Below are 19,268 nucleotides of genomic sequence, written 5' to 3'. Positions count from 1 at the left end.
CCAGTGGGAGGTGTGCGAGAAGATCATGGCTAAACGAGCAGAACAAATTAGGGGCCCTTTTGATCCGCACGGGCAGCCTAACTTCGAAAGTCAGAATTCTGTCTACCTGGGAGTTTTTGCATGGAACCTTGCAGGCGGCGGAGCCCCGACGATCGCTGTGATGTCAGATCCAGAGAGGCGCCGTGACTATTGGAAATGGCCTGCCGCATCCCATTTGATCAAAGAGGCGGACCGAATCGGTTGTGAGTTCCAGGTGCCGTTCGGTCGTTGGCTCGGTCATGGCGGTATCACCGAGTACAACGAGAACACCCTCGACTTCCTCACCGTGGCGGCTGGACTCGCCCCGCTGACCTCGGACATCCTCCTGCCGTCGACAGCGCACATCGGGTATCAGCATCATCCGGTGCAGTTCGCCAAGTGGGGAGCGGCCATCGATCACATGTCCGATGGTCGATGGGGTCTCAACATCGTCGCCGGCTGGATTCGCGACGAAGTCGAGATGTTCGGCGAGACGTTCATGGACCACGATCTCCGGTACGACGTGTGTGACGAATTCGTCACGTTCATGAAGCACTGTTGGTACGCGGACGAGCCGTTCGACTTCGAGGGCGACTACTTCACCGGCAAGGAGATCTGGGTCACGCCAAAGCCCACACGTAAGCCCCGGCCGGTCCTCGTCAACGCCGGCTACTCGCCGGCCGGCGTGGATTTCGCTACGAAGCACTGCGATTGGCTCTTCGCAGCCAACCCGAGCGGGGATCCGCAAGACCTCGGTGATGTGGCCAACCGGGCCAAGGAGCAAGCGGAGAAGTACAACCGCCAGGTCCGAGTCATGAGTTTCTGCTACTGCATCTGGGAGGAGACCGACGAGAAGGCCGAGGCCCTTCTCGCCGAGCAGCAGGGAATGATGGACGAGCTGGCGACGAGCTGGCACCTGTACCGCGGGCTCGACCAGCCGGGCACCAAGACAGGTGCATCGTTCTCACTGCCACTCGGCGGCGAGACGGCGACGCTCAAGCAGGCCGTCGGCGCCGAGAACTTTGTCCGCTACGGACTCGGCATCGCCGGCCGTCAAATCGTCGGCGGCTACGACTCGGTCGCGGAGCACATCCGGATGCTCCACACCGACTACGGACAGGAGGGTCAGCTCTTCTGCTGGCTCGATCCACTGCGAGGGATCCACCAGCTGGAGGACCACATCATCCCCCGGCTTCGCAAGATGGGGCTACGCAAGTGACATCGGAAACGACAGAGGCGCATTCGCCCGAGGGCGCGGAGCAACCGGAAGAGGAGATCACCCAGACCGTCGCGCTCCAAACGCTGCAGCCGCAGCGAAAATTCCATCAGAAAGTGGCTATCACCCGAGGCCCCTTCGATCCAGGCGGTCAGCCCGACGTCGAGAGCCCGCATCGCCTCTTGGTGGGTCTCTGGGGCTGGAACGCGTCCTGCGGAACCGTGGCGTCGAGGGCGGTCCTCGAGGACCGCGACCGCTTCCGGGACTACTGGCAATGGCCCCGGGCCTCGGCGCTGGTGGAGTCGGCGGACCGCGCCGGTTTCGATTTCGAGCTCCCATTCGAGCGGCGCTTCGGATACGCCGGCGAGATCGGCTTCCACGAGGACAGCCTCGACTCATTGACGACCGCCCCGGCACTGGCCCAGGTGACCGAGAACCTGACGCTCTTCTCGTCGATCCACATGAGCGAGCATGCCCATCCGCTGCACATCGCCAGGTTCGGCGGCAACTTCGACCACGTGTCGAACGGACGCTGGGGCCTGAACATCGTTCCCGGTTGGAGTCGTCGTGATGCCGAGGTGATCGGCCTGGACACCGACTACAGCCTCCGGTACGAGATCGCCGACGAGTTCGTCACCTTGATGAAGCACTGGTGGTCCCTGACGACGCCGTTCGAGTTCGAAGGCGAATACTTCAAGTCCACCCGTGTCGGAATGGTCGGCCCCAGGCCGACGCGTCAACCGCGACCGATCTTGATCTGTGGCGATGCATCCGAAGGCGCCGTGGACTTCGCAGCGAAGCACTGCGATTGGCTCCTCTGCAACGCCCCCGAAGACGACTTGAGTCTGCTGGCCGAGCACGTCGAACGCACGAGGGTCTACGCCGCGCACAACTACGGCCGGCGACTCAAGATGCTCGTCCAGGTGTTCGTGACGATGGCAGAGACCGCGGAGTCGGCGCAGGCGGAGTACGACGAGCTTGTCGCGGCGATCGACTCGACTGCGGCAGACAACATCGTCAGGAGGCGTTGGAGCAGCCCGGAGAAGCGGAAGGACTTCTGGACACCGCCATCGCCGATCGGCTCGGCGATGGTTCGCTCGAGGAGCTCGTCGGTACGGCGAACTACCGAAAGCTGGCCATCGGGTTCGGCGGGATCCACCTCATGGGCAGCTTCGACGACGTCGCCGAGCAGTTGCGAGACCTCGCCGACGACCACATGCAGGACGCGGTTGCGTTGTCGTTCCTCGACCCCATGAAGGGAGTCCACGAGGTCGAAGACGAGCTCATGCCGCGGCTCAAGAAGATGGGCCTTCGCGCCTAGGCCGTTCCGAACGCAGATCGAAAGGAAAGACAACCATGAGTCGAGAATCGACATTGACCAAAACGGCAGTGAGAAAGAGGAACAAGTTCGTCAAGTCGATGCGCCTCGGGTTCTTCCATCCGACCGGGTGCCTCCACACCACGTCCCGACGTGTCGCCGACGCGAACCCCGACTGGCTCGACGTCGAGATGCACACGCGACTCGCGAGCCTCGTCGAGGAAGTTGGATTCGACTACATCTTCATGCTCGACTTCCCGATCCCGTACGGGCCGGAGAGCACGCGGGCCAAACACATGGATCCGCTGCTGCAGCCGATAATGCTCGCCCCGTACCTGTTCGCCGCGACGAAGCGCATCGGCGTGGTGACGACCATCTACACCACGACGTTCCTACCGGCGGCAATCGCCCGTATCGGAGCAAATCTGGACGTGCTCAGCGGTGGGCGCTGGGGGTGGAACGTCGTCACCGGTATCCCACCCAGAGGCGAGTACACCGGTGAGGTCTTCGGCGTGGACTTCCCGTCTCACCAGGACCGCTATGACGCAGCCGATGAGCTGATCACGATCGTCAAGGCGCTATGGACCACCGATGAGCCGATCGACTTCGAGGGGGAGTTCCATCGATCGAAGGGCAAGATCGTCGGTCCGAAGCCCTTGCAGGAGCCGTGGCCCCTGATCGTCCAGGCCGGCGGGTCACCGCGCGGTCGGGAGTTCGCGGCGAAACACACGGACTACAACTTCATGATCGCGATGGAGCCGGAGAAGGGCGCCGAGCTCCTCGCAGATACGCGGGCGCGGGCCGTGCAGCACGGACGGCAGGAGGACGACGTCGTCTCGCAGTTCGCCATCGTGATCTTCATGCGAGACACCGACGAAGAGGCGAGGGAGTTCTATCGGTCGGTCGTCGACTCACTCGATTGGGGCGCGGTCGCGGAGTACTACGACGCCGCGGCTGACCCGGGAGGCGTGAAGGAGACAGCCGACATGTATGCCGGACTCTCCAGGAAGGAGATCCTCGAGCACTGGGGAATCGGTCAGGGCCTGTTCCGTCTCGTCGGGAGCCCGGAGACCATCGCCGAGGGCCTGCTGAAGATGTATCAGGTCGGCTGTCTTAATGGCTTCTCGCTGTCCTTTCCGATTTGGTCAGAACACGCGATTCGCGACTTTGCGGAGAAAGTACTGCCGATCCTCAAGGCGGAGGGCGTTTGGATTCCGCCTTGGGAAAGAGACTGGTGTTGGTGAAGGTTGTCTAGGTTGCAGGTGGAGCCGGGTCTGGTAATGGTTGCGGTCTACTTTAGTCCATATGTAGATCGACTGGAGGAGCGAGGATTTGAAGCAGAAGTCACATACCCATGAATGTCCTTCGTGTGAGAAGGTGTACGAGTGCGCGGAAGGTGGTTGGCACGCAATCGATTATCGCTGGTTCATTCGTTGTGAGGAGTGTCTGGCGAAGGAAGAAGGTCGAATTGCGGCATCGACTTCCCAGGGAGACGACGCCTAGCATGAACCACGCATGAGCGAGAGCCACTGTTCGGCCACGGAGCGGCAGGAGCGCACACGAGGGCGTAGGAAGGCAGATGCCCGGTCCACGGTCAACTGTGCCTGCTTCATCCACCCCTTGGCGATCGCCCAGCCGTGGCAGAGAGCGTCGTTCGCCTCAACAATTGAGCAGCGGGCTGACTCTGACACTTGCCGGATAGCCACTCGATAGCCCCTAGAGGAGCCCGATGAAGTTGGATAACGTATTGGTCAGCGTCGATGATCACATTGCCTCGATAACGCTGAACCGTCCCGACAAGCGTAACTCGATCCGCCCCGAGCTGGTTGCCGATCTCTTCACAGCGCTCGACTGGCTCGAGAGCCAGGTGGAGGCTCGATGCCTCGTGATAGATGCTGTAGGCCCGGCGTTCTGCGCTGGTGCCGATTTGAAGGATTTCTCGGAGGAGTGGGTCGAGCGAGCGGCCCGACCTTCTGGCGAAGCGATTCGGGGTCTGTTGGAAATGATGACAGCCCTTTCGGACCTCGTATTCAGGCTGCGCGGGATCTCTTACCCAGTAATAGCAGCTGTGAACGGGCCAGCAATGGGTGGAGGATGCAATATAGCGCTAGCATGCGACATCCGCCTAGCAACACCGAGCGCGCGCTTCGCCTCGAGCTTCGTGAAGATCGGGCTGAGTTCTGCCGCAATGGGTGGCACATACCTGTTACCGAGGGCGATCGGTGAAGGTCGGGCTCTTGAGCTGCTTCTGACCGGACGCGACGTCACCGCTGAGGAGGCCGACCGCATCGGCCTCGTCAACAGGGTCGTACCGGACGAGGACCTCGCGGACGAGGTGCGCAGCCTGGCGGCCGAGTGTGCCGCTCTGCCGCCGCTTGCCCTTGCTGCAACGAAGAGGGCCACAAGACTGAACGCGACTGCCACGTTGGAGCAGACGCTCGCATTGGAAGCGCAGTTGCAAGCCCCCTTGTTTCTCTCGTCGGATCACCAAGAGGGGATGCTCGCGTTCCTTGAAAAGCGTCGGCCAGCATTCGAAGGTCGATAGCCGGACAGGACATCGGGAGGCTACACATGCAGGAGGACCGGCGGCTGCCATTGGAGGGTATTCGTGTCTTGGAGGTCGGTGAACTGATTGCGGGTCCCTTCGCATGTACTCTCTTGGGAGAATTTGGTGCGGACGTGATAAAGATCGAGCGGCCGAAGAGGGGCGACCTTATTCGCCTTTTTGGACCCCAGACTGACGGAGAGTTCGTCTACTGGTCAATGCTTGCACGAAACAAGAAGTCGGTTGCGGTCGATCTGAGTAACACGGCAGGACGCGCGATTCTCGGAGATCTGATTAAGCAATCAGACGTTCTGATGGATAGTCTGCGCCCGGGGTTGTTCGATACTTGGGGCTTCGACGATGAGACGCTTCAATCTATGAACCCGCGCTTGATTACTCTGCATATATCAGGGTTCGGAAGAACCGGTCCGTATAGTTCGCGTCCGGGTTATGACCCGGTTGCCCAAGCAATCAGCGGTCTTAGTTACATGACGGGAGATCCAAGTGGGCCGCCAATGCGCGCAGGAGGCAGCATTCCGGTATGTGATTTTACTACGAGTTTCCTGGGCGCTCTTGGCATATGCCTTGCCATCATAGAGCGCTTTTCCTCGGAGCGAGGACAGGTCATTGACGTCGCACTCTACGACCTTGCATTCCGCGTACTGGCACCGCTGCTAACGCTGTACGACAGATCTGGAGAAGTATACGGACGTCACGGGAATCGCAGCCTTGGAGGTGGACCCACCGGCCATTTTCGCACCAAGGACGACACGTGGTTGGCAATTTCAATACAGGGCGATGACCAGTTCGACCGATGCGCTCGAGCAATCGGTCGTGAGGACTGGACTGAGAAACCGGAGTACCAGACGATCGACTCGCGCACCATACATCGAGAAGTCATTGATGGCGTGATGGCTGATTGGATTGCTGCTCGGACGGCAGAAGATGTGGTGGATAAGTTGGAATCGAATGGACTAGTTTGCGGCGTAATATTGACGCCCGCCGATGCGGCTCAGGACCCGCATCTGAATAGTCGCAGCCTCCACCGCAGCGGCACGGACGGCTCACTTCTTCCGTGGCCGGTTCCGATGCTCTCCTGCACGCCTGGCCAGTCTGAGGGCCGAGCGCCCGATCTTGGGGAACAGACTGCGGAGGTGCTGAAGCAGGTCCTCGGGTACACCGACGATCGTGTCGAGTCCCTCAGATCAGCAGGGGTCATTGAGATTCTCTAGAAGCTGAGGTTGACCGGATGTGGCTGCGGTTATGTTGAAAAGCACGAGGTTCTGTTTTCGTGAGTACTGGCGTGTACCGCAAAGATGACCAAATCCTCGCTAACAGCGAATTTGACGGGTTTCATAAGGGGCACCATAGGTTGGTCGTGAATCGCCATGGCTTGGTTGGAGGCTCCTGATCTTGGATACGAGGATGGAGTCATGCCACATGAGATGTCGCCTGGGAAGCCGACGACGCGTCGGTACAGCGAGGCGGATGCCGAGCGTGCTGTTGCCCAACGGGGGGGATGAACCGGCGTAGCGGCCTAGCCCGACGGAAGCTCGGGCGCCTCGAAGGTGTAGATAATGTCGTCGAAGTTGTCGGCCACCCAAACGGTCGTGCCATTGGACCACAGGCCCGTGGGGTGCATATTGTCGAGCCTTCGTCTTTTGTTGGGATTGGGGCTGCTGGGCTCGGCGGGGTTGATTATGTCAGCAGGATGCCGCGGGCTTCGAAGTTGGCGTAGTTGGTGAACCCGTGTGCGGTTCGGCGCAGGACTTGGGGCAGGTTGTTTGTTCCCTCGATGCGGCCGTTGCTGGGCCGCGCGGCGTGGTGCCAGCCGAGGATCTGGTTGTGCCAGGCGAGGAATGTGTCGACGGTGTCGCTGAACTCGGGGATCAGCCCGGTGCTGTAGATGTCGGCGAACCGGTCGAGCGCGGCCATCGCGCCTTTGTGGTCGTCGGCAAGGTAGAGGCCGTGCAGCTCGGCGGGCGCGTCCCAGGCTGCGGTGAGCCGGGGATGGGCGGCGAACAGCTCGCCGAGGCGGGCCTGCTCGGCTTCGCTGAGCTTGTCGGGTCGGCGCATGAGCAGGAACCTGGACCTGAACACGTCGCGGTCGAACGCGGGCACCGAGCCCTCGGGGCGTCGCTGGACGTCGCGTCGCGCCGCGACCAGCCCTGCTTGGAACCATCTGATGACGTGGAACCGGTCCAGCACGTGGCGGGCGTGGCCGAGCCGGGCGTCGATGGCTGCGTTGTATGCCTTTGAGCCGTCGGACACCACGACCTTCACTCCTTTGCACCAGCGGTGCCCCTGGGCTGCGAGGAACGCCGACAGGGCTGCGTGGCTGCGGTGGGGCACCATCGCGAGGACCTCGCCGGTGTCGGCGTTCACCAGCACCGTGACGTAGCGGTGCCGCTTGCGGATCGAGGTCTCATCGACCAACAGCACCCGGCATCGCCGCCGCCGGCGGTGATCGGCGACCAGTCCCGCCCAGGCGACCACCAACGCGTTCACCAGCCCCCAGCTCACCCCATGACCACGAGCCGCCGTGTTGACCGGCATCGCCCGGGCATCAGCCACCATCCGGCGCGCCAGACGCGCCGTGACGCTGCCCTCGAACGCCCGATGGGCCTCCACAAAGCGCCGGTCGCAGACATCGCACACCATCCGGCGCCGCCTCCACACCAGCGTGGTCGGCCGCCCCGACACCTTCAAGTCCCGTATCTCGCGGTCTCGGCGGTCATCACAGCGTCCGCTGGGCGTCCCGCAGTCCGGGCACCACGGAAGCAACACCGCCGAGACCACCCGCACCACCAACTGCTCAGGCGCAACACAGAGTTCGCAGGACCGAAGACCGAAGACGCTGTTGACAGCAGAGCAGAGGTACGACTTGTGGGTGCGGATGCTGTCGGGGCAGGTCACCCAGGCGCAGGCGGCCGCGGAGGCCGACGTGGACCGCTCGGTGATCAGCCGGCTGCGGGCTGTTACACGCGACGGCGCCATTGCGGCGTTGGGATCGTCGAGGCCGGGCCGTTCTCGCCAGTCGCGGGCCGAAGCGGCGGCGGCGGCGGCGCTGCGGGCCGAGGTGGAGCGGCTCGGGCGCACGGTGGTCGAGCAGGCCGTCGAGCTGGCGGTGCTGCGGGGGGAAACGGGTTGGGGATGAGCGGTCCTGTCCCCGCCCGCGTCGGCGGGGCCGCCAAAGCCGTGCTTTTGGGTCTGATCGACGACTCCACGGCAGCGGGCTGGACGCTGGGCCGCGTGTGCACGGTGCTGGGACTGGACCGGCGCAGGGCGTGGCACCGCCAGCAGCGCCGCGCTGGGGGGACTCTCGACGACGCCCGCCCCGGAGGGCGGCCGATCCACGGGCTGCTGGGCTGGGAACGCGACAAGATCGTGCGCCTGTTCGACGAATGGGGCGACGTGGACCGGTCCCATCGCAAGCTCGCCCACCGCGGCTCCTATCTGGGCCGGGTGTGGATGTCGCCTTCCAGCGTGGACAGCGTTCTCGCAGGCCACGGCCTCGCCTTGGCAGGCACGCCGAGGCCTTAGCGGGCAGCCAAGACGCCGTGGACGGCGTGGTGCGAGTGGCGGCCCAACTAGCTGTGGTGCTGGGACGGCACCCAGTTCCCGGCATGCCGCCCGACGAGACACGCGTACGCGATCGTCGATGTCGTGTCCCGCAAATGGATCGCCACCCACCACGCCGCAGCACCGGACTCGGTCGCCGCCAGAGTCCTGTTCGCCGAAGCGCTCGACAACGAAGGGCTCCTCGACGACGAGCTCGCCGCCCGCCTCGCCGATCCCGCCCCGCCCCGCCCCACAGCGGACGGCATCCCGCTGCTGCTTGCCGTCAGCGACAACGGCCCCGAGATGCGCGCCCGCGACACCGCCAAGTTCATGGCCCTGTGCTCCATAGCTCAGCACTTCGGCAGGCCTTCCACGCCCACCGACCAAGCCTGGATCGAGTCCCTGTTCGGACACGTCAAGACCGAGCACCCCCACCTCGAAACGCTCGACGACCCCGCCGACCTCGCCCGAGAGCTCGAACGCGTCCGCAGGCACTACAACACCGTGCGGCTGCACGAAGCCATCGGATATGTCACCCCCCACGACGAGCACACCGGCAAAGGCGACCAGCTCCGCGAAGCGCGCCGAACCGGGCTCCAAAGAGTCGACGCCCAACGACGCGCCTGGCACCGAAACCGACCACTACCATGACCAACCAACCACCACCGCCCACCCGCCGATGCGACTCGAAAAAACCGGCGAACTGTCGCGAAGAGTCAGAAACACCTCACGCACTCGCCGCCGGTTTCGGCAACCGCAGAGGCATCGCCTACGCCGCATGGCGAGAAGCGGGCGTACCAGCCGAACTGCTCGCCAGGGCTGGGATCACACGAAGCCAATAAGGCACGATCTACCTCGCTACAGCCCCGATATCTGCGGTTGCCGTGATTTCTGGTGTCGTTAGTCTTTCCAAATTGGGGGTATTTGGAAAGACTAAGTCGTTATCGTTGCCAAATTAGTGGCATTTGGAAAGACTAACGTGCTATCCTTTCCAAATGAGTTTATTTGAGGACGGCGGAGCTGGCACAGTCGTCACCAGCGAATGGAACGATAAACCAGTCCGCGCATGGAAACCAGCGAAGCTGAGCGAGCGCTCTTTCGACTTGAACGCGAAAGAAGCCCGTGTCACCGAACAGGCAATCACGGCGGTGCGAACCGCTGACCAACTGGTGCCGAACACATGGGAAGCGTTGTCGCGGCTGCTGCTGCGGCACGAAGGCATCGCCTCATCAGGCATCGAGGGCCTCCGAGAACCGCTGACCTCTGTGCTGCTAGCCGAACGCACCGACGCCGGTGGCGCCGCAGGATGGGTGGCAGACAACCTCGCTGTGATCGACACTGCCTTGGAAAGCGCACATCTGCCCCTCAGCGTCAACCGGCTGCACTCGTGGCATGCCCGCCTCATGCGCAACAGCAACCTGCATTCTGATCTGATCGGAGTGTTCCGTCCCCGAGTCGGCTGGGTCGGAGGCAGCAACCCTTTTGACGCCGCTTATGTTCCGCCGCCACCGAACGAAATCTCCGAACTCATCGACGACCTCATCCGGTTTGCGAACGAACCGACCGACTTGGACCCAATCTCACACTCAGCGATCCTGCATGGCCAATTCGAAGCGATTCACCCGTTCGGCGACGGCAACGGCCGACTCGGACGGATACTTGTCAGCAGAAACCTACGGCGCGCAGACTTGACGCGTCATTCAACGGTTCCGATCAGCGTGGCCATAGCACGAGACACTGGCGGCTACCTCTCGGGGCTGCTCAACTTCCAACTAGGCAACACCGGTCCGTGGATCAGATGGTTCGCCGAAGTTGTGCAAAAGGCCGCAGCGGTCACCAATCAGCTCGCTGACAGAACTCGCCAGATCCTCGACTCGTGGAACGACAAGTTGAGCAAATTGCGTTCCGACAGCGCTGCGCACTCCCTCCTGCCACTGCTGATCGCCCAACCAGTCCTCAGCGCTCCCGACGCAGGCAAGCTGCTGAACATAACCAGAGCCGCTGGAAGAAACGCCATACAAGCGCTCACCGACCAGGGCATCCTCGAACCCGTCCAAGCCCAGACACCAGGCGTAGGACGCAACCGCAACTGGTACGCCGCCACCGACCTCATCAACATCTGGTCAAACTGACCGTTTGCGTTGCCGGCCCGCTTCTCGGACTTGACCGTCTTGGGCGTCGACCCGTTGAGCGAGTTCGGCGTCCCGCGGCCCTCACGGGCGTGACGCTCATAGCCCAGCGTGGAGGTGGCGGGAATCGAACCCGCGTCCTTCAACGTTTCGGTGAGTCTTCTCCGAGCGCAGTCGCTGTGCGATTGTCGGGCGACCGAGGGCAGCGACACCCTGGCAGTCGCCTTAGCCGTCTGTGAGTGTCCCCGTCACCCCGTCGGCACGGGTGGCGGGCAAGCCCTGCAGATGATGGCGCCGACGCCCGCAGGACAGGGGCAGTCGGGCCGAACTCACAACCTAAGTTCAGGCTGCGAGCACCAGATCGTCGCGTTCGACGTTGGCGTTTGTATGTTTTCCGGCTCTTTAGCGTGGATCCGGAGACCACGGCTCGCTTCTCTCACTTCAACCGTCAAAGTCGAAACCGATCACCCCCAGGTGGTTGCGGGAGCCGAACTCGTTGGGCTCCCTCGGCGAGATACAACCCTACCGACGGCGTGTGACAGGCCGAACGCGGCGCGGGCGCCGGTTGGTGGCGACAATGCAGGGATGAGCGAGCGGCCCCGACCCACTTCGCCGTGCGGCGATGTCGGCGTCGGCGGCGCGTGCGTGGTGCTGGCCGACTCCACAGCGCCGGGGGATCAGGCTCGGCTGCCGCCCAGCTTGCCGTCGCTGCTTGGGGCTGTGGCGCTGGCGGTGTCACACGAGCGGCTGGCGCGGGGCCGCTGGGTGAGCCGGGTTCGAGTGGCCGACGATCAGACCGCTCGCGAGGTGGTGGCGCTGCTGCGAGCCGAGGATCATGCGGCCACGCTGGGACCGCCCGACGCAGCGCACGCAGTCGGCTGGCTCAATCGCAACCGCCCGGTGACGGTGGGGGAGCGATTGGCCGTGTGCTTCCCGTGGACCGAGGCTGGTGCGCCGGCAGTGGTGGAGATCGATCCCGGCGGAGCATTCGGAGCCGGCACGCATCCGTCTACGCGGCTGCTGGCCGAGTGGCTGGCGGCACAGATTGCGGGCGGTGAACGGGTGCTCGATGTCGGCTGCGGCAGCGGGGTACTGGCGCTGGTCGCCGCTCGGTTGGGCGCTTCCGAGGCTGTGGGGATCGACATCGAACCCACGGCCGTCGCAGTGGCCGAGGCCAATGCCCGCCGCAACGGAGTCAACGAACTGGCCACATTCAGCACTGCGCCAGCGGGTGCGGCCGAACTAGAGGCGTTCGACCTGGTCGTGGCCAACATCACCGCCGACTTGCTGATGGCGCTTGCGCATGACATCGTGGCTCGCGTCGCGCCTGGCGGCCACCTTGCGCTGAGCGGCATCTCCGCTGCGCAGGCGTCGACGGTGGCCGCGGCGTACCGAAATCAGGGCATCGAATTCGGCGCTCCTGTTCGGCTTGACGACTGGGTGTCGCTGGCCGGCCGTCGATCCGCCTCGGCGCTGCACTAGAGATCGGAGCGGGTCGGCCCTTCGCTGCTACGAAGCTGGCGCTGGGTAGTTCGACCAGGCGGTGACGCCTTGGTAGCCGCCGTCGACGGTGATGGTCTGGCCGGTGATGTAGCGGGCCTTGTCGCTGGCTAGGAAGGCGACGACGTCGGCGATCTCTTCGGGCACGCCCCAGCGGCCCAGGGCGATGTGGCGTTCGAGGCCGTCGGCGAGACCGGGGATTTCGCGGCCCGCCGCCCACATGTCGGTGATGATGAGTCCCGGCGCCACGGCGTTCACCCGGATGCCGAAGCGGCCGTAGGTGGCCGCCTGCGAGCGGGTCAGCGAATCGAGCGCAGCCTTCGTCGCCCCGTAGGTGGCCAGCTCGCTCACCCCGACCGAGCCGGCGATCGACGACATATGGATGACCGAGCCGTGTCCTCGCTCGCCCATCTGGCGGACCAGCGACCGGGTGAGCTCGAGCGGCGCAAGGTAGTTGAGCTGCAGCACGGCCTGGTCGCCGCCCGGTTCGCGCAGCTCGCCGCGGCCGGCGTTGTTCACCAGGATGTCGACGCCGCCGAGCGCCTCGACAGCCGCCGCGGCCAGCTCGGCGCCAGCGCTGACTTCCCCGAGATCGCTGGGGATCACCACCGGATCGTGCGGCAGCTCGGCTGCGACCCGCTCGAGATCATCGGTCGCTCGTGCGGCCAGCGCGACACGTGCCCCGTCTGCTGCCAGAGCCCGGGCGCAGTGCTCGCCGATGCCTCGGCTTGCCCCAGTCACCAACGCCGTCCGTCCGCTCAGCCGATTCGCCATGTCCTGATCCTTCCGTGGCACGCTCCGTTGCCGCATCAGTCTGCGCCAGGACTGCCTGGGCCTGCTCACTCACCCGGCGCGGTCGGCGGGACGGCCGTCGAAATTGTGGCCCGGCAACCCCTGATGAGTGCGTAGCGTCAGGGCTGTGGCGACGACAGGAACCGGCGGCGGGACACTGCGCATAACGGGCGCCCACGTGCGCTTCGACACCACGTTGGCGCTCGACGGGGTCGACCTCGCAGTCGGCGACGGCGAGATGGTGGTGCTGCTCGGCCCGTCGGGCTGCGGCAAGACCACCCTGCTGCGAGCTGCCGCCGGGCTGCAGCCGCTCGATGCCGGCCGGATCGAGCTCGACGGCCGGGACCTCACCGGCCAGCGCCCTGACCAGCGCGGCATCGGCCTGATGTTCCAAGACGAAGTGTTGTTCCCGCACTTCGACGTCGAGGGCAACGTGGCATTCGGGCTGCGCATGGCCAAGGTGCCCGTGGCCGAACGGCGCCGGCGAGTTGCCGAGGTGCTTGAACTGGTCGGCTTGTCCGGTTTCGAAGGCCGCGATGTGGCCACGCTGTCGGGCGGTGAGGCCCAGCGGGTCTCGCTGGCCCGGGCTCTCGCGCCCGAACCGAGGGTGCTGCTGCTCGACGAGCCATTCGGCTCGCTGGACCGACTGCTGCGCGAACGGCTCATCGACGAGCTGCGCCCTGTGCTCGACCAGGTGGGCGTCACAGCCGTGCATGTCACCCACGACCATCACGAGGCCTTCGCTTTGGCGGACCGCATCGCGGTTATGGCATGGGGACAGCTGCTGCGCATTGGCACCCCCGACGAAGTCTGGACCGATCCCCAGACGTCGCAGGTCGCCCGATTCTTGGGCCACACCAATGTGTTCGACGCCGAGGTGCCGCCGGTGCTGGCCTCTGCCGCTGGTCGTGACCACGGTTTCGTCCTGCGTGCCGACCGCATCGAGGTCGGCGCCGCAGATGATCCCGGAACCGCAACCGGCGACGACCGAGTTGTGCAGCTGCGGGCCGCCGTGGCCCGGCGCCGTTTCCGGGGCGATCGCTACGAGCTACGCCTCGAAGCGGACGTCGGTGGGGCGACGACCAGGTTGGACGCCATTACACCGGCGGGCCCGGCCGTCGGTACCAGCGTGACGCTGCGCATCGGGCCCAGCGCCGCTATTCCGCTTGACGGCTGATCCCGCTCGACGGCTGATCCGGATTTGCCGCAACGCACTGCTGCGGCCAGCCTGGGCTAGATACCCAAGTCCTTCAGGTTGTAGTCCTTGATGGCTTCGCGGGCGGCGTCGTCCCAGACGAACTCATGCTCGCGGCCCACGTTGGGCGCATAGACGAAGGGCGTCTCACCACCGAATCGCTTGTGTCGAGCGTCGATGGCCCAGCCGATCACCCGGGACCGCTCAGCGATGTATGCCTCGTCGTAGAGCGAGATCGGGTTGTGGACGCCGCCGCTGCGCACGCCCAGCACCGAGCGGCGCCGATGGAAGCCGAAGTTGATGGTGACCCGGGGTCGCTCGGACGTGTTCGCGAACGAGCCGTGAATGGCCTGACGGCTGGTGATGGCCACATCGCCGGGGTTGCACAGCATCGGCACGGCCTCGGGCAGGCGGTCCGAGCCCGCAGCGAGCGCCATGGCTGTGATGTCGAGCTTGCCCATGCCGTGTGAGCCGGGCACCACCCACAGGCCGTTCGTCGCGTCGCAGCCGTATAGCTGGGCCATGAAATTGAAGCCGTGCGTGCCCTCGTCGAGATCGGGATGATCCCAGTGCGTCCAGCCGTCCTGGTGCCACGAGACCGAACCGCCCAGACCGGGCTGTTTGATCCACACCACCTCATTGAATGGGGTGAAGTCGGGCCCGTTCAGCGCCGCAGCGACGCCCAGCAGGCCCGGATGGCCGTACACCCGCAGGCAGGCCTCGGAGAACTGCAGCGAACCGCTGATGATCTGCACCACCCACTCTGGGGCGCCATCTGGGACAGCGGGTTCGAACATCTTGTGCGGGTGGCGGCCGTGGGCGACATCGGTGCCGCCGTAGGGATCCGACAGCGGTCGCACGAACGACACTGCACGGCCCTGGTGATCGGCGCCGAGCGCGGGCCGACCATGGCGGTCAGTGGAGGCGTCGGGGCCGGTGGGGCAGTGGTCGAGCATGTCGATGACGTCGGCTTCGATGTCGGCGAGCTCAATGGGGCTGAGCACGTTTGTGAAGACATAGAAGCCGCAGCGCGAGTAGGCCTCGGCGATCTGGGGGTGCATCTGGCCGTCGTCGGTGAACCGGATCGGCCCCCGGTTGCCGAGTTGCATCGCCCGCTCGGTGCCCGATGCGCGGTAGGCGACCATGTCGTCCTGGGCCTCGCCGTAGCCGACGATCGGTACCTCGGCGAGTCCCAGCGTTGCCGCAGCTGCACTCATGTCACACCCCCACGCGAGGGTCTGGGCCATGCCATCGCGCCTCCGCCGTCACTGTCATTCAACCACGGCCCGCGGCCCCCCCTGCCGGTTGAGCCGGGGCGTGGGGGCGCGCCGAGGTCGGCTGCCGTCGAGTCGCCACCGCGGCCTCAACGGTGCTCACTGAGTGCCGTGCTGCTCGTCGCCGTCGCCGTCGCCGTCGGTTTCGCGAGCAGTCCGCAGGTCGTGTTCGCGGCCGTGGTCGGAGGGCTCCCAATAGACGTTGCCCGCCACCTCGTCGGGACGGTATTGCTGGGGCACCCAGCCGGATGGGTCGTCGTGGGGGTACTGGTATCCCTCACCGTGACCCAGCGATGCGGCGCCGCGGTAGTGCGCATCGCGCAGGTGGGTCGGCACCTCGCCGGTGCCCGCAGCGCGGGCATCTGCCATCGCACGGCCGATCGCGACGGTCACCCGGTTCGACTTGGGCGCAGTGGCGAGGCGCACTACTGCGTGAGCCAGGTTCAGATGTGCTTCGGGCAGCCCGACGTACTCGATAGCGCGGGCGGCGGCTTCGGCCACGAGCAGGGCTGTGCTGTCGGCCATGCCGATGTCCTCGGACGCCAGGATGATCATGCGGCGGGCGATGAACCGGGGGTCCTCGCCGGCGTCGAGCATCCGGGCCAGCCAGTAGAGGCCTGCGTCGGGGTCTGAGCCGCGCAGCGACTTGATGAAAGCGCTGATGATGTCGTAGTGGCCGTCGGCGCCATAGCGCACGGCCTTCGCATCGACGGCGTGTTCAGCATCAGCCAGCGTGACATGCGGCGCCGCGGTTTCGGCGTTGCCACCCCGGGACTCGACGTTCGCTCTGTTCGTGCTTCCCGTACGGCCGGCAGTGGCGGCGGCAGATGCTTCGCCGGCAGACGAGCGTCGTGTTGCGAGCGCCACGGCGACTTCGGTGCTGGTGAGCGCATGGCGGCCGTCGCCGCCGCTGCGGGCTGCGATGTGGTCGATGGCGTCGTCGTTGGCGGTTGCGCTCTCGGCGTCGAGCCCACGGCCGATCAGCGTCCGCAGCGCTGCGTCGTCGAGTGCTTCGAGACGGAACAGCGTCGAGCGCGACAGCAGCGGCGGGTTGACCTCGAAGTGCGGATTCTCGGTGGTTGCGCCGATCAGCACGATCAGGCCGTCCTCCACCGCGGGCAGCAGGGCGTCCTGCTGGGCCTTGTTGAACCGGTGCACCTCGTCGAGGAACAGGATCGTTCCGGTGCCGTACTCGCCCAACCGCTGCTTGGCCCCGGCGATGATCTCCCGGACATCCTTGACGGTGGCGCTCACCGCAGACAGCTCGCAGAACGTCTTCGCCGTCGTCGCCGCGACCACTCGTGCCAGCGTCGTCTTGCCGGTGCCCGGCGGACCCCACAGGATCACCGACGAGAGGCGATCGGCCTCGACCAACTCCCTCAACGGACGCCGGGGCGCGAGCAGGTGCTCTTGGCCGACGATCTCGTCGAGCGTCTGCGGTCGAAGGCGGGCTGCCAGCGGAGCCTGACGCGCCAACCGTTCAGCCCCCGCTGCCTCGAACAGCCCGTCGCTCACACCCCGACGGTACGCGGCAGGCGGTGATGTCGCGGTCGATCAGACGGCTGGATGGTCCAGTTCGTAGGCGCGGATTCTCTTCGCAATGCTCAGATCGTGTCCCGAGGGATCCGAGATCGGGAACATGCGCTCGCCCCACGGAGCATCTTGGGGCTCGGCTTGGGGAGCCAGGCCAGCCTCGAGCGCTCGTTGGTAGATCGCGTCCACGTCGTCGACGTGGAAGATCACGCGGCCCCAGCCGGTCTCTGCTTCTGCGGGCGTGGACACCCGGATCAGATTGACGAAGCAATGTCCGCTGCGCAGCGTGCTGAACGGGGCGTCGGGTCCGCCGTAGCTCAACTCGAAGCCCAGCGCCTCGTAGAAGGGAACCGACGCCGCCATGTCGGCGGTGCGAAGTGTGATCGCGTTGATGGACTCGATGCCTGCCACGCCCCCATTGTCGCCTCCTGGTCACAGATCCGTCGGCACAACGCCGCCGCGAAGCACCTGCGGGCCCGCTGCGTTCCGGCGGATTGGTGCCTGTTCCGTAGCATGAGGCCATGAGCGAGTTCTCTCACGTTGAGCTATTGCCGACGGGCCCGGCCGACGTCTCGTACCGGAAGATCTCCGCCGATCATGTCTCGACCATCACCGCGGCAGGACGCCGGTTCTTGCACGTCGAGCCGGAGGCGCTGCGGCTGCTGACAGCCGAGGCCATGCGGGACATGGCGCACCTTCTCCGCACCGATCACCTGGCCTCGCTCGCCGCGATACTCGACGATCCCGAGGCATCCGCCAACGACCGCTTCGTGGCGCTTGAGTTGCTGAAGAACGCCAACATCGCCGCCGGCGGCGTGCTCCCCGGATGCCAGGACACGGGCACCGCGATCGTGTGGGGGCACAAAGGCGAACGCGTTCTGACCGGTACGCCCGAAAACCCCGACTTCGACGACGATGCGGCGATTTCGCAAGGCGTGGCGGACACGTATCTCACCTCGAACCTGCGGTACTCGCAGCTCGCGCCGCTCGACATGTTCACCGAGCGCAACACGGGCAACAACCTGCCCGCGCAAATCGAGATCTACGCCGCGCCGGGCGAGGAATACAAGCTCGTGTTCATGGCCAAGGGCGGCGGCTCGGCCAACAAGAGCTTCCTGTTTCAGGAGACCAAGGCACTGCTGAACCCTGTCAGCCTCATGCGTTTCCTCGATGAAAAGCTGCGCACGCTGGGCACGTCGGCTTGCCCGCCGTATCACCTCGCCGTGGTCATTGGCGGCACGTCGGCCGAGTTTGCCGTCAAGGTCGCCAAGTACGCGTCGGCTAAGTACCTCGACACCTTGCCCACAGTGGGCGGCCCCGAAGGCCACGGTTTCCGTGACCTCGAATGGGAGCAGCGCATCCTCGAGCTCACCCGGCAATTCGGGATCGGCGCGCAGTTCGGCGGCAAGTACTTTTGCCACGACGTGCGGGTGGTGCGCCTGCCGCGCCACGGCGCGAGCTGCCCAGTCGCCATCGCGGTGTCGTGCTCGGCGGACCGTCAGGCGCTCGGCAAGATCACTGCGGACGGCATCTTCCTTGAGCAGCTCGAGACCGACCCGGCTCGCTTCCTGCCGGCGACAGAAGAGACGCAGTTGTCCTCCGACGTGGTGCCCATCGATTTGGACCAGCCGATGGACGCCATTCGGGCCCAGCTCAGCGCCCACCCCGTCAAGACGCGGCTGTCGCTGAGCGGCACGCTCGTGGTGGCCCGCGACATCGCCCACGCCAAGCTCAAGGAGCAACTCGACGCAGGCGACGGCATGCCCGGCTACATGCGCGACCTCCCGGTGTACTACGCGGGACCGGCCAAGACGCCCGAGGGCTATGCCTCGGGGTCATTCGGCCCCACCACCGCAGGCCGCATGGACCCGTACGTCGAGCAGTTCCAGGCCGCGGGCGGCAGCCTGGTCATGCTGGCCAAGGGCAACCGCTCGCGCCAAGTTGTCGAGGCCTGCGCGCGCTACGGCGGCTTCTACCTCGGCTCGATCGGCGGCCCCGCAGCCCGGCTGGCCAAGGACTCGATCCGCAAGGTCGAAGTGCTCGAGTACCCCGAGTTGGGCATGGAAGCCATCTGGAAGATCGAGGTCGAGGACTTCCCGGCTTTCATCGTGGTCGACGACAAGGGCAACGACTTCTACAGCGAAGTCTCCACCCCGGTACACATCAGCTGATCTCCGGCAGGTTCAG

Annotated in this window: 17 protein-coding genes and 1 other RNA gene; 12 read left to right on the top strand and 6 right to left on the bottom strand. The window is 65.2% G+C overall.

All coding sequences use genetic code 11. The features are described from left to right. Window positions 1-25 precede the first annotated feature (25 nt). The 5 genes from ACQY5K_RS06930 (at window position 26) to ACQY5K_RS06910 (ending at window position 6,329) form a co-directional block, all read left to right on the top strand. Window positions 26-1,237, top strand: coding sequence for an LLM class flavin-dependent oxidoreductase (locus tag ACQY5K_RS06930; RefSeq protein WP_428121363.1), 1,212 nt, complete (start codon window positions 26-28; stop codon window positions 1,235-1,237). Further along, complete coding sequence (locus ACQY5K_RS06925) at window positions 1,234-2,490, top strand: LLM class flavin-dependent oxidoreductase (protein WP_428121361.1); 1,257 nt, start codon at window positions 1,234-1,236, stop codon at window positions 2,488-2,490. The genes ACQY5K_RS06930 and ACQY5K_RS06925 overlap by 4 nt, the downstream gene beginning before the upstream one ends. 133 nt (window positions 2,491-2,623) lie before the next feature. Beyond that, a complete protein-coding gene (locus ACQY5K_RS06920) occupies window positions 2,624-3,796 on the top strand; it encodes an LLM class flavin-dependent oxidoreductase (protein ID WP_428121359.1) in 1,173 nt (390 codons plus the stop codon). Between the two features lie 485 nt (window positions 3,797-4,281). Further along, on the top strand, window positions 4,282-5,097 hold the full coding sequence (locus ACQY5K_RS06915; protein ID WP_428121355.1) for an enoyl-CoA hydratase/isomerase family protein: 816 nt from the start codon (window positions 4,282-4,284) through the stop codon (window positions 5,095-5,097). 26 nt (window positions 5,098-5,123) lie between these two features. Continuing rightward, entirely contained in the window at window positions 5,124-6,329 is a 1,206-nt protein-coding gene (locus ACQY5K_RS06910; RefSeq protein WP_428121353.1) for a CaiB/BaiF CoA transferase family protein, read from the top strand. Between the two features lie 466 nt (window positions 6,330-6,795). On the opposite strand, the gene ACQY5K_RS06905 is transcribed toward ACQY5K_RS06910, so the two are convergent. Next, the gene (locus ACQY5K_RS06905; protein WP_428121350.1) at window positions 6,796-7,902 is read right to left on the bottom strand and encodes an ISL3 family transposase; all 1,107 of its coding nucleotides are present in this window, start codon (window positions 7,900-7,902) and stop codon (window positions 6,796-6,798) included. Between the two features lie 55 nt (window positions 7,903-7,957). On the opposite strand from ACQY5K_RS06905, the gene ACQY5K_RS06900 reads away from it, so the two are divergent. The 4 genes from ACQY5K_RS06900 (at window position 7,958) to ACQY5K_RS06885 (ending at window position 10,790) form a co-directional block, all read left to right on the top strand. Beyond that, window positions 7,958-8,254, top strand: a complete 297-nt coding sequence (locus ACQY5K_RS06900) for a helix-turn-helix domain-containing protein (RefSeq protein WP_428121347.1) — start codon at window positions 7,958-7,960, stop codon at window positions 8,252-8,254. After that, window positions 8,251-8,640 carry a hypothetical protein gene (locus tag ACQY5K_RS06895; protein WP_428121344.1) on the top strand — a complete coding sequence of 130 codons (390 nt, stop codon included), beginning with the start codon at window positions 8,251-8,253 and terminating at the stop codon, window positions 8,638-8,640. Before ACQY5K_RS06900 ends, ACQY5K_RS06895 begins: the two co-directional genes overlap by 4 nt. Window positions 8,641-8,763: 123 nt before the next feature. Continuing rightward, window positions 8,764-9,309: an integrase core domain-containing protein gene (locus tag ACQY5K_RS06890; protein ID WP_428121342.1), complete on the top strand. Its 546-nt coding sequence runs from the start codon at window positions 8,764-8,766 to the stop codon at window positions 9,307-9,309. A 344-nt stretch (window positions 9,310-9,653) separates the two neighbouring features. Further along, on the top strand, window positions 9,654-10,790 hold the full coding sequence (locus ACQY5K_RS06885; protein WP_428121340.1) for a Fic family protein: 1,137 nt from the start codon (window positions 9,654-9,656) through the stop codon (window positions 10,788-10,790). 106 nt (window positions 10,791-10,896) lie between these two features. Here the strand turns inward: ACQY5K_RS06885 and ssrA are convergent. Then, window positions 10,897-11,259, bottom strand: a transfer-messenger RNA (tmRNA) gene (gene ssrA / locus ACQY5K_RS06880). 113 nt (window positions 11,260-11,372) lie between these two features. On the opposite strand from ssrA, the gene ACQY5K_RS06875 reads away from it, so the two are divergent. Further along, on the top strand, window positions 11,373-12,269 hold the full coding sequence (locus ACQY5K_RS06875; RefSeq protein WP_428121338.1) for a 50S ribosomal protein L11 methyltransferase: 897 nt from the start codon (window positions 11,373-11,375) through the stop codon (window positions 12,267-12,269). Window positions 12,270-12,296: 27 nt separating this feature from the next. Here the strand turns inward: ACQY5K_RS06875 and ACQY5K_RS06870 are convergent, their stop codons facing one another. Then, complete coding sequence (locus tag ACQY5K_RS06870) at window positions 12,297-13,061, bottom strand: SDR family NAD(P)-dependent oxidoreductase (RefSeq protein ID WP_428121336.1); 765 nt, start codon at window positions 13,059-13,061, stop codon at window positions 12,297-12,299. Window positions 13,062-13,206: 145 nt separating this feature from the next. On the opposite strand from ACQY5K_RS06870, the gene ACQY5K_RS06865 reads away from it, so the two are divergent. Beyond that, on the top strand, window positions 13,207-14,256 hold the full coding sequence (locus ACQY5K_RS06865) for an ABC transporter ATP-binding protein (protein ID WP_428121334.1): 1,050 nt from the start codon (window positions 13,207-13,209) through the stop codon (window positions 14,254-14,256). Between the two features lie 56 nt (window positions 14,257-14,312). Here ACQY5K_RS06865 and ACQY5K_RS06860 read toward each other — a convergent pair whose 3' ends face one another. From ACQY5K_RS06860 to ACQY5K_RS06850, 3 genes are all read right to left on the bottom strand, one after another. After that, complete coding sequence (locus ACQY5K_RS06860; protein ID WP_428121331.1) at window positions 14,313-15,491, bottom strand: phytanoyl-CoA dioxygenase family protein; 1,179 nt, start codon at window positions 15,489-15,491, stop codon at window positions 14,313-14,315. Between the two features lie 156 nt (window positions 15,492-15,647). Continuing rightward, complete coding sequence (locus ACQY5K_RS06855) at window positions 15,648-17,063, bottom strand: replication-associated recombination protein A (protein ID WP_428121329.1); 1,416 nt, start codon at window positions 17,061-17,063, stop codon at window positions 15,648-15,650. Window positions 17,064-17,102: 39 nt separating this feature from the next. Continuing rightward, window positions 17,103-17,492, bottom strand: a complete 390-nt coding sequence (locus ACQY5K_RS06850) for a VOC family protein (RefSeq protein WP_428121327.1) — start codon at window positions 17,490-17,492, stop codon at window positions 17,103-17,105. A gap of 110 nt (window positions 17,493-17,602) precedes the next feature. On the opposite strand from ACQY5K_RS06850, the gene ACQY5K_RS06845 reads away from it, so the two are divergent. Further along, window positions 17,603-19,252 (top strand): fumarate hydratase, encoded by a 1,650-nt coding sequence (locus tag ACQY5K_RS06845; protein ID WP_428121325.1) that lies wholly within the window; start codon window positions 17,603-17,605, stop codon window positions 19,250-19,252. The last annotated feature ends 16 nt before the right edge of the window (window positions 19,253-19,268 follow it).

It is taken from the genome of Candidatus Poriferisodalis sp. (assembly GCF_965262965.1).
GTDB lineage: Bacteria > Actinomycetota > Acidimicrobiia > Acidimicrobiales > Poriferisodalaceae > Poriferisodalis.
This window is presented reverse-complemented; position numbering and strand designations above follow the sequence as displayed.

Excerpts from the sequence above, each read along its gene's own strand:
- ACQY5K_RS06885 (WP_428121340.1), top strand. The coding sequence starts at position 9,654 with ATGAGTTTATTTGAGGACGGCGGAGCTGGCACAGTCGTCACCAGCGAA.
- ACQY5K_RS06915 (WP_428121355.1), top strand. The coding sequence starts at position 4,282 with ATGAAGTTGGATAACGTATTGGTCAGCGTCGATGATCACATTGCCTCG.
- ACQY5K_RS06930 (WP_428121363.1), top strand. The coding sequence starts at position 26 with ATGGCTAAACGAGCAGAACAAATTAGGGGCCCTTTTGATCCGCACGGG.
- ACQY5K_RS06870 (WP_428121336.1), bottom strand. The coding sequence starts at position 13,061 with ATGGCGAATCGGCTGAGCGGACGGACGGCGTTGGTGACTGGGGCAAGC.
- ACQY5K_RS06860 (WP_428121331.1), bottom strand. The coding sequence starts at position 15,491 with ATGAGTGCAGCTGCGGCAACGCTGGGACTCGCCGAGGTACCGATCGTC.
- ACQY5K_RS06910 (WP_428121353.1), top strand. The coding sequence starts at position 5,124 with ATGCAGGAGGACCGGCGGCTGCCATTGGAGGGTATTCGTGTCTTGGAG.
- ACQY5K_RS06875 (WP_428121338.1), top strand. The coding sequence starts at position 11,373 with ATGAGCGAGCGGCCCCGACCCACTTCGCCGTGCGGCGATGTCGGCGTC.
- ACQY5K_RS06895 (WP_428121344.1), top strand. The coding sequence starts at position 8,251 with ATGAGCGGTCCTGTCCCCGCCCGCGTCGGCGGGGCCGCCAAAGCCGTG.
- ACQY5K_RS06845 (WP_428121325.1), top strand. The coding sequence starts at position 17,603 with ATGAGCGAGTTCTCTCACGTTGAGCTATTGCCGACGGGCCCGGCCGAC.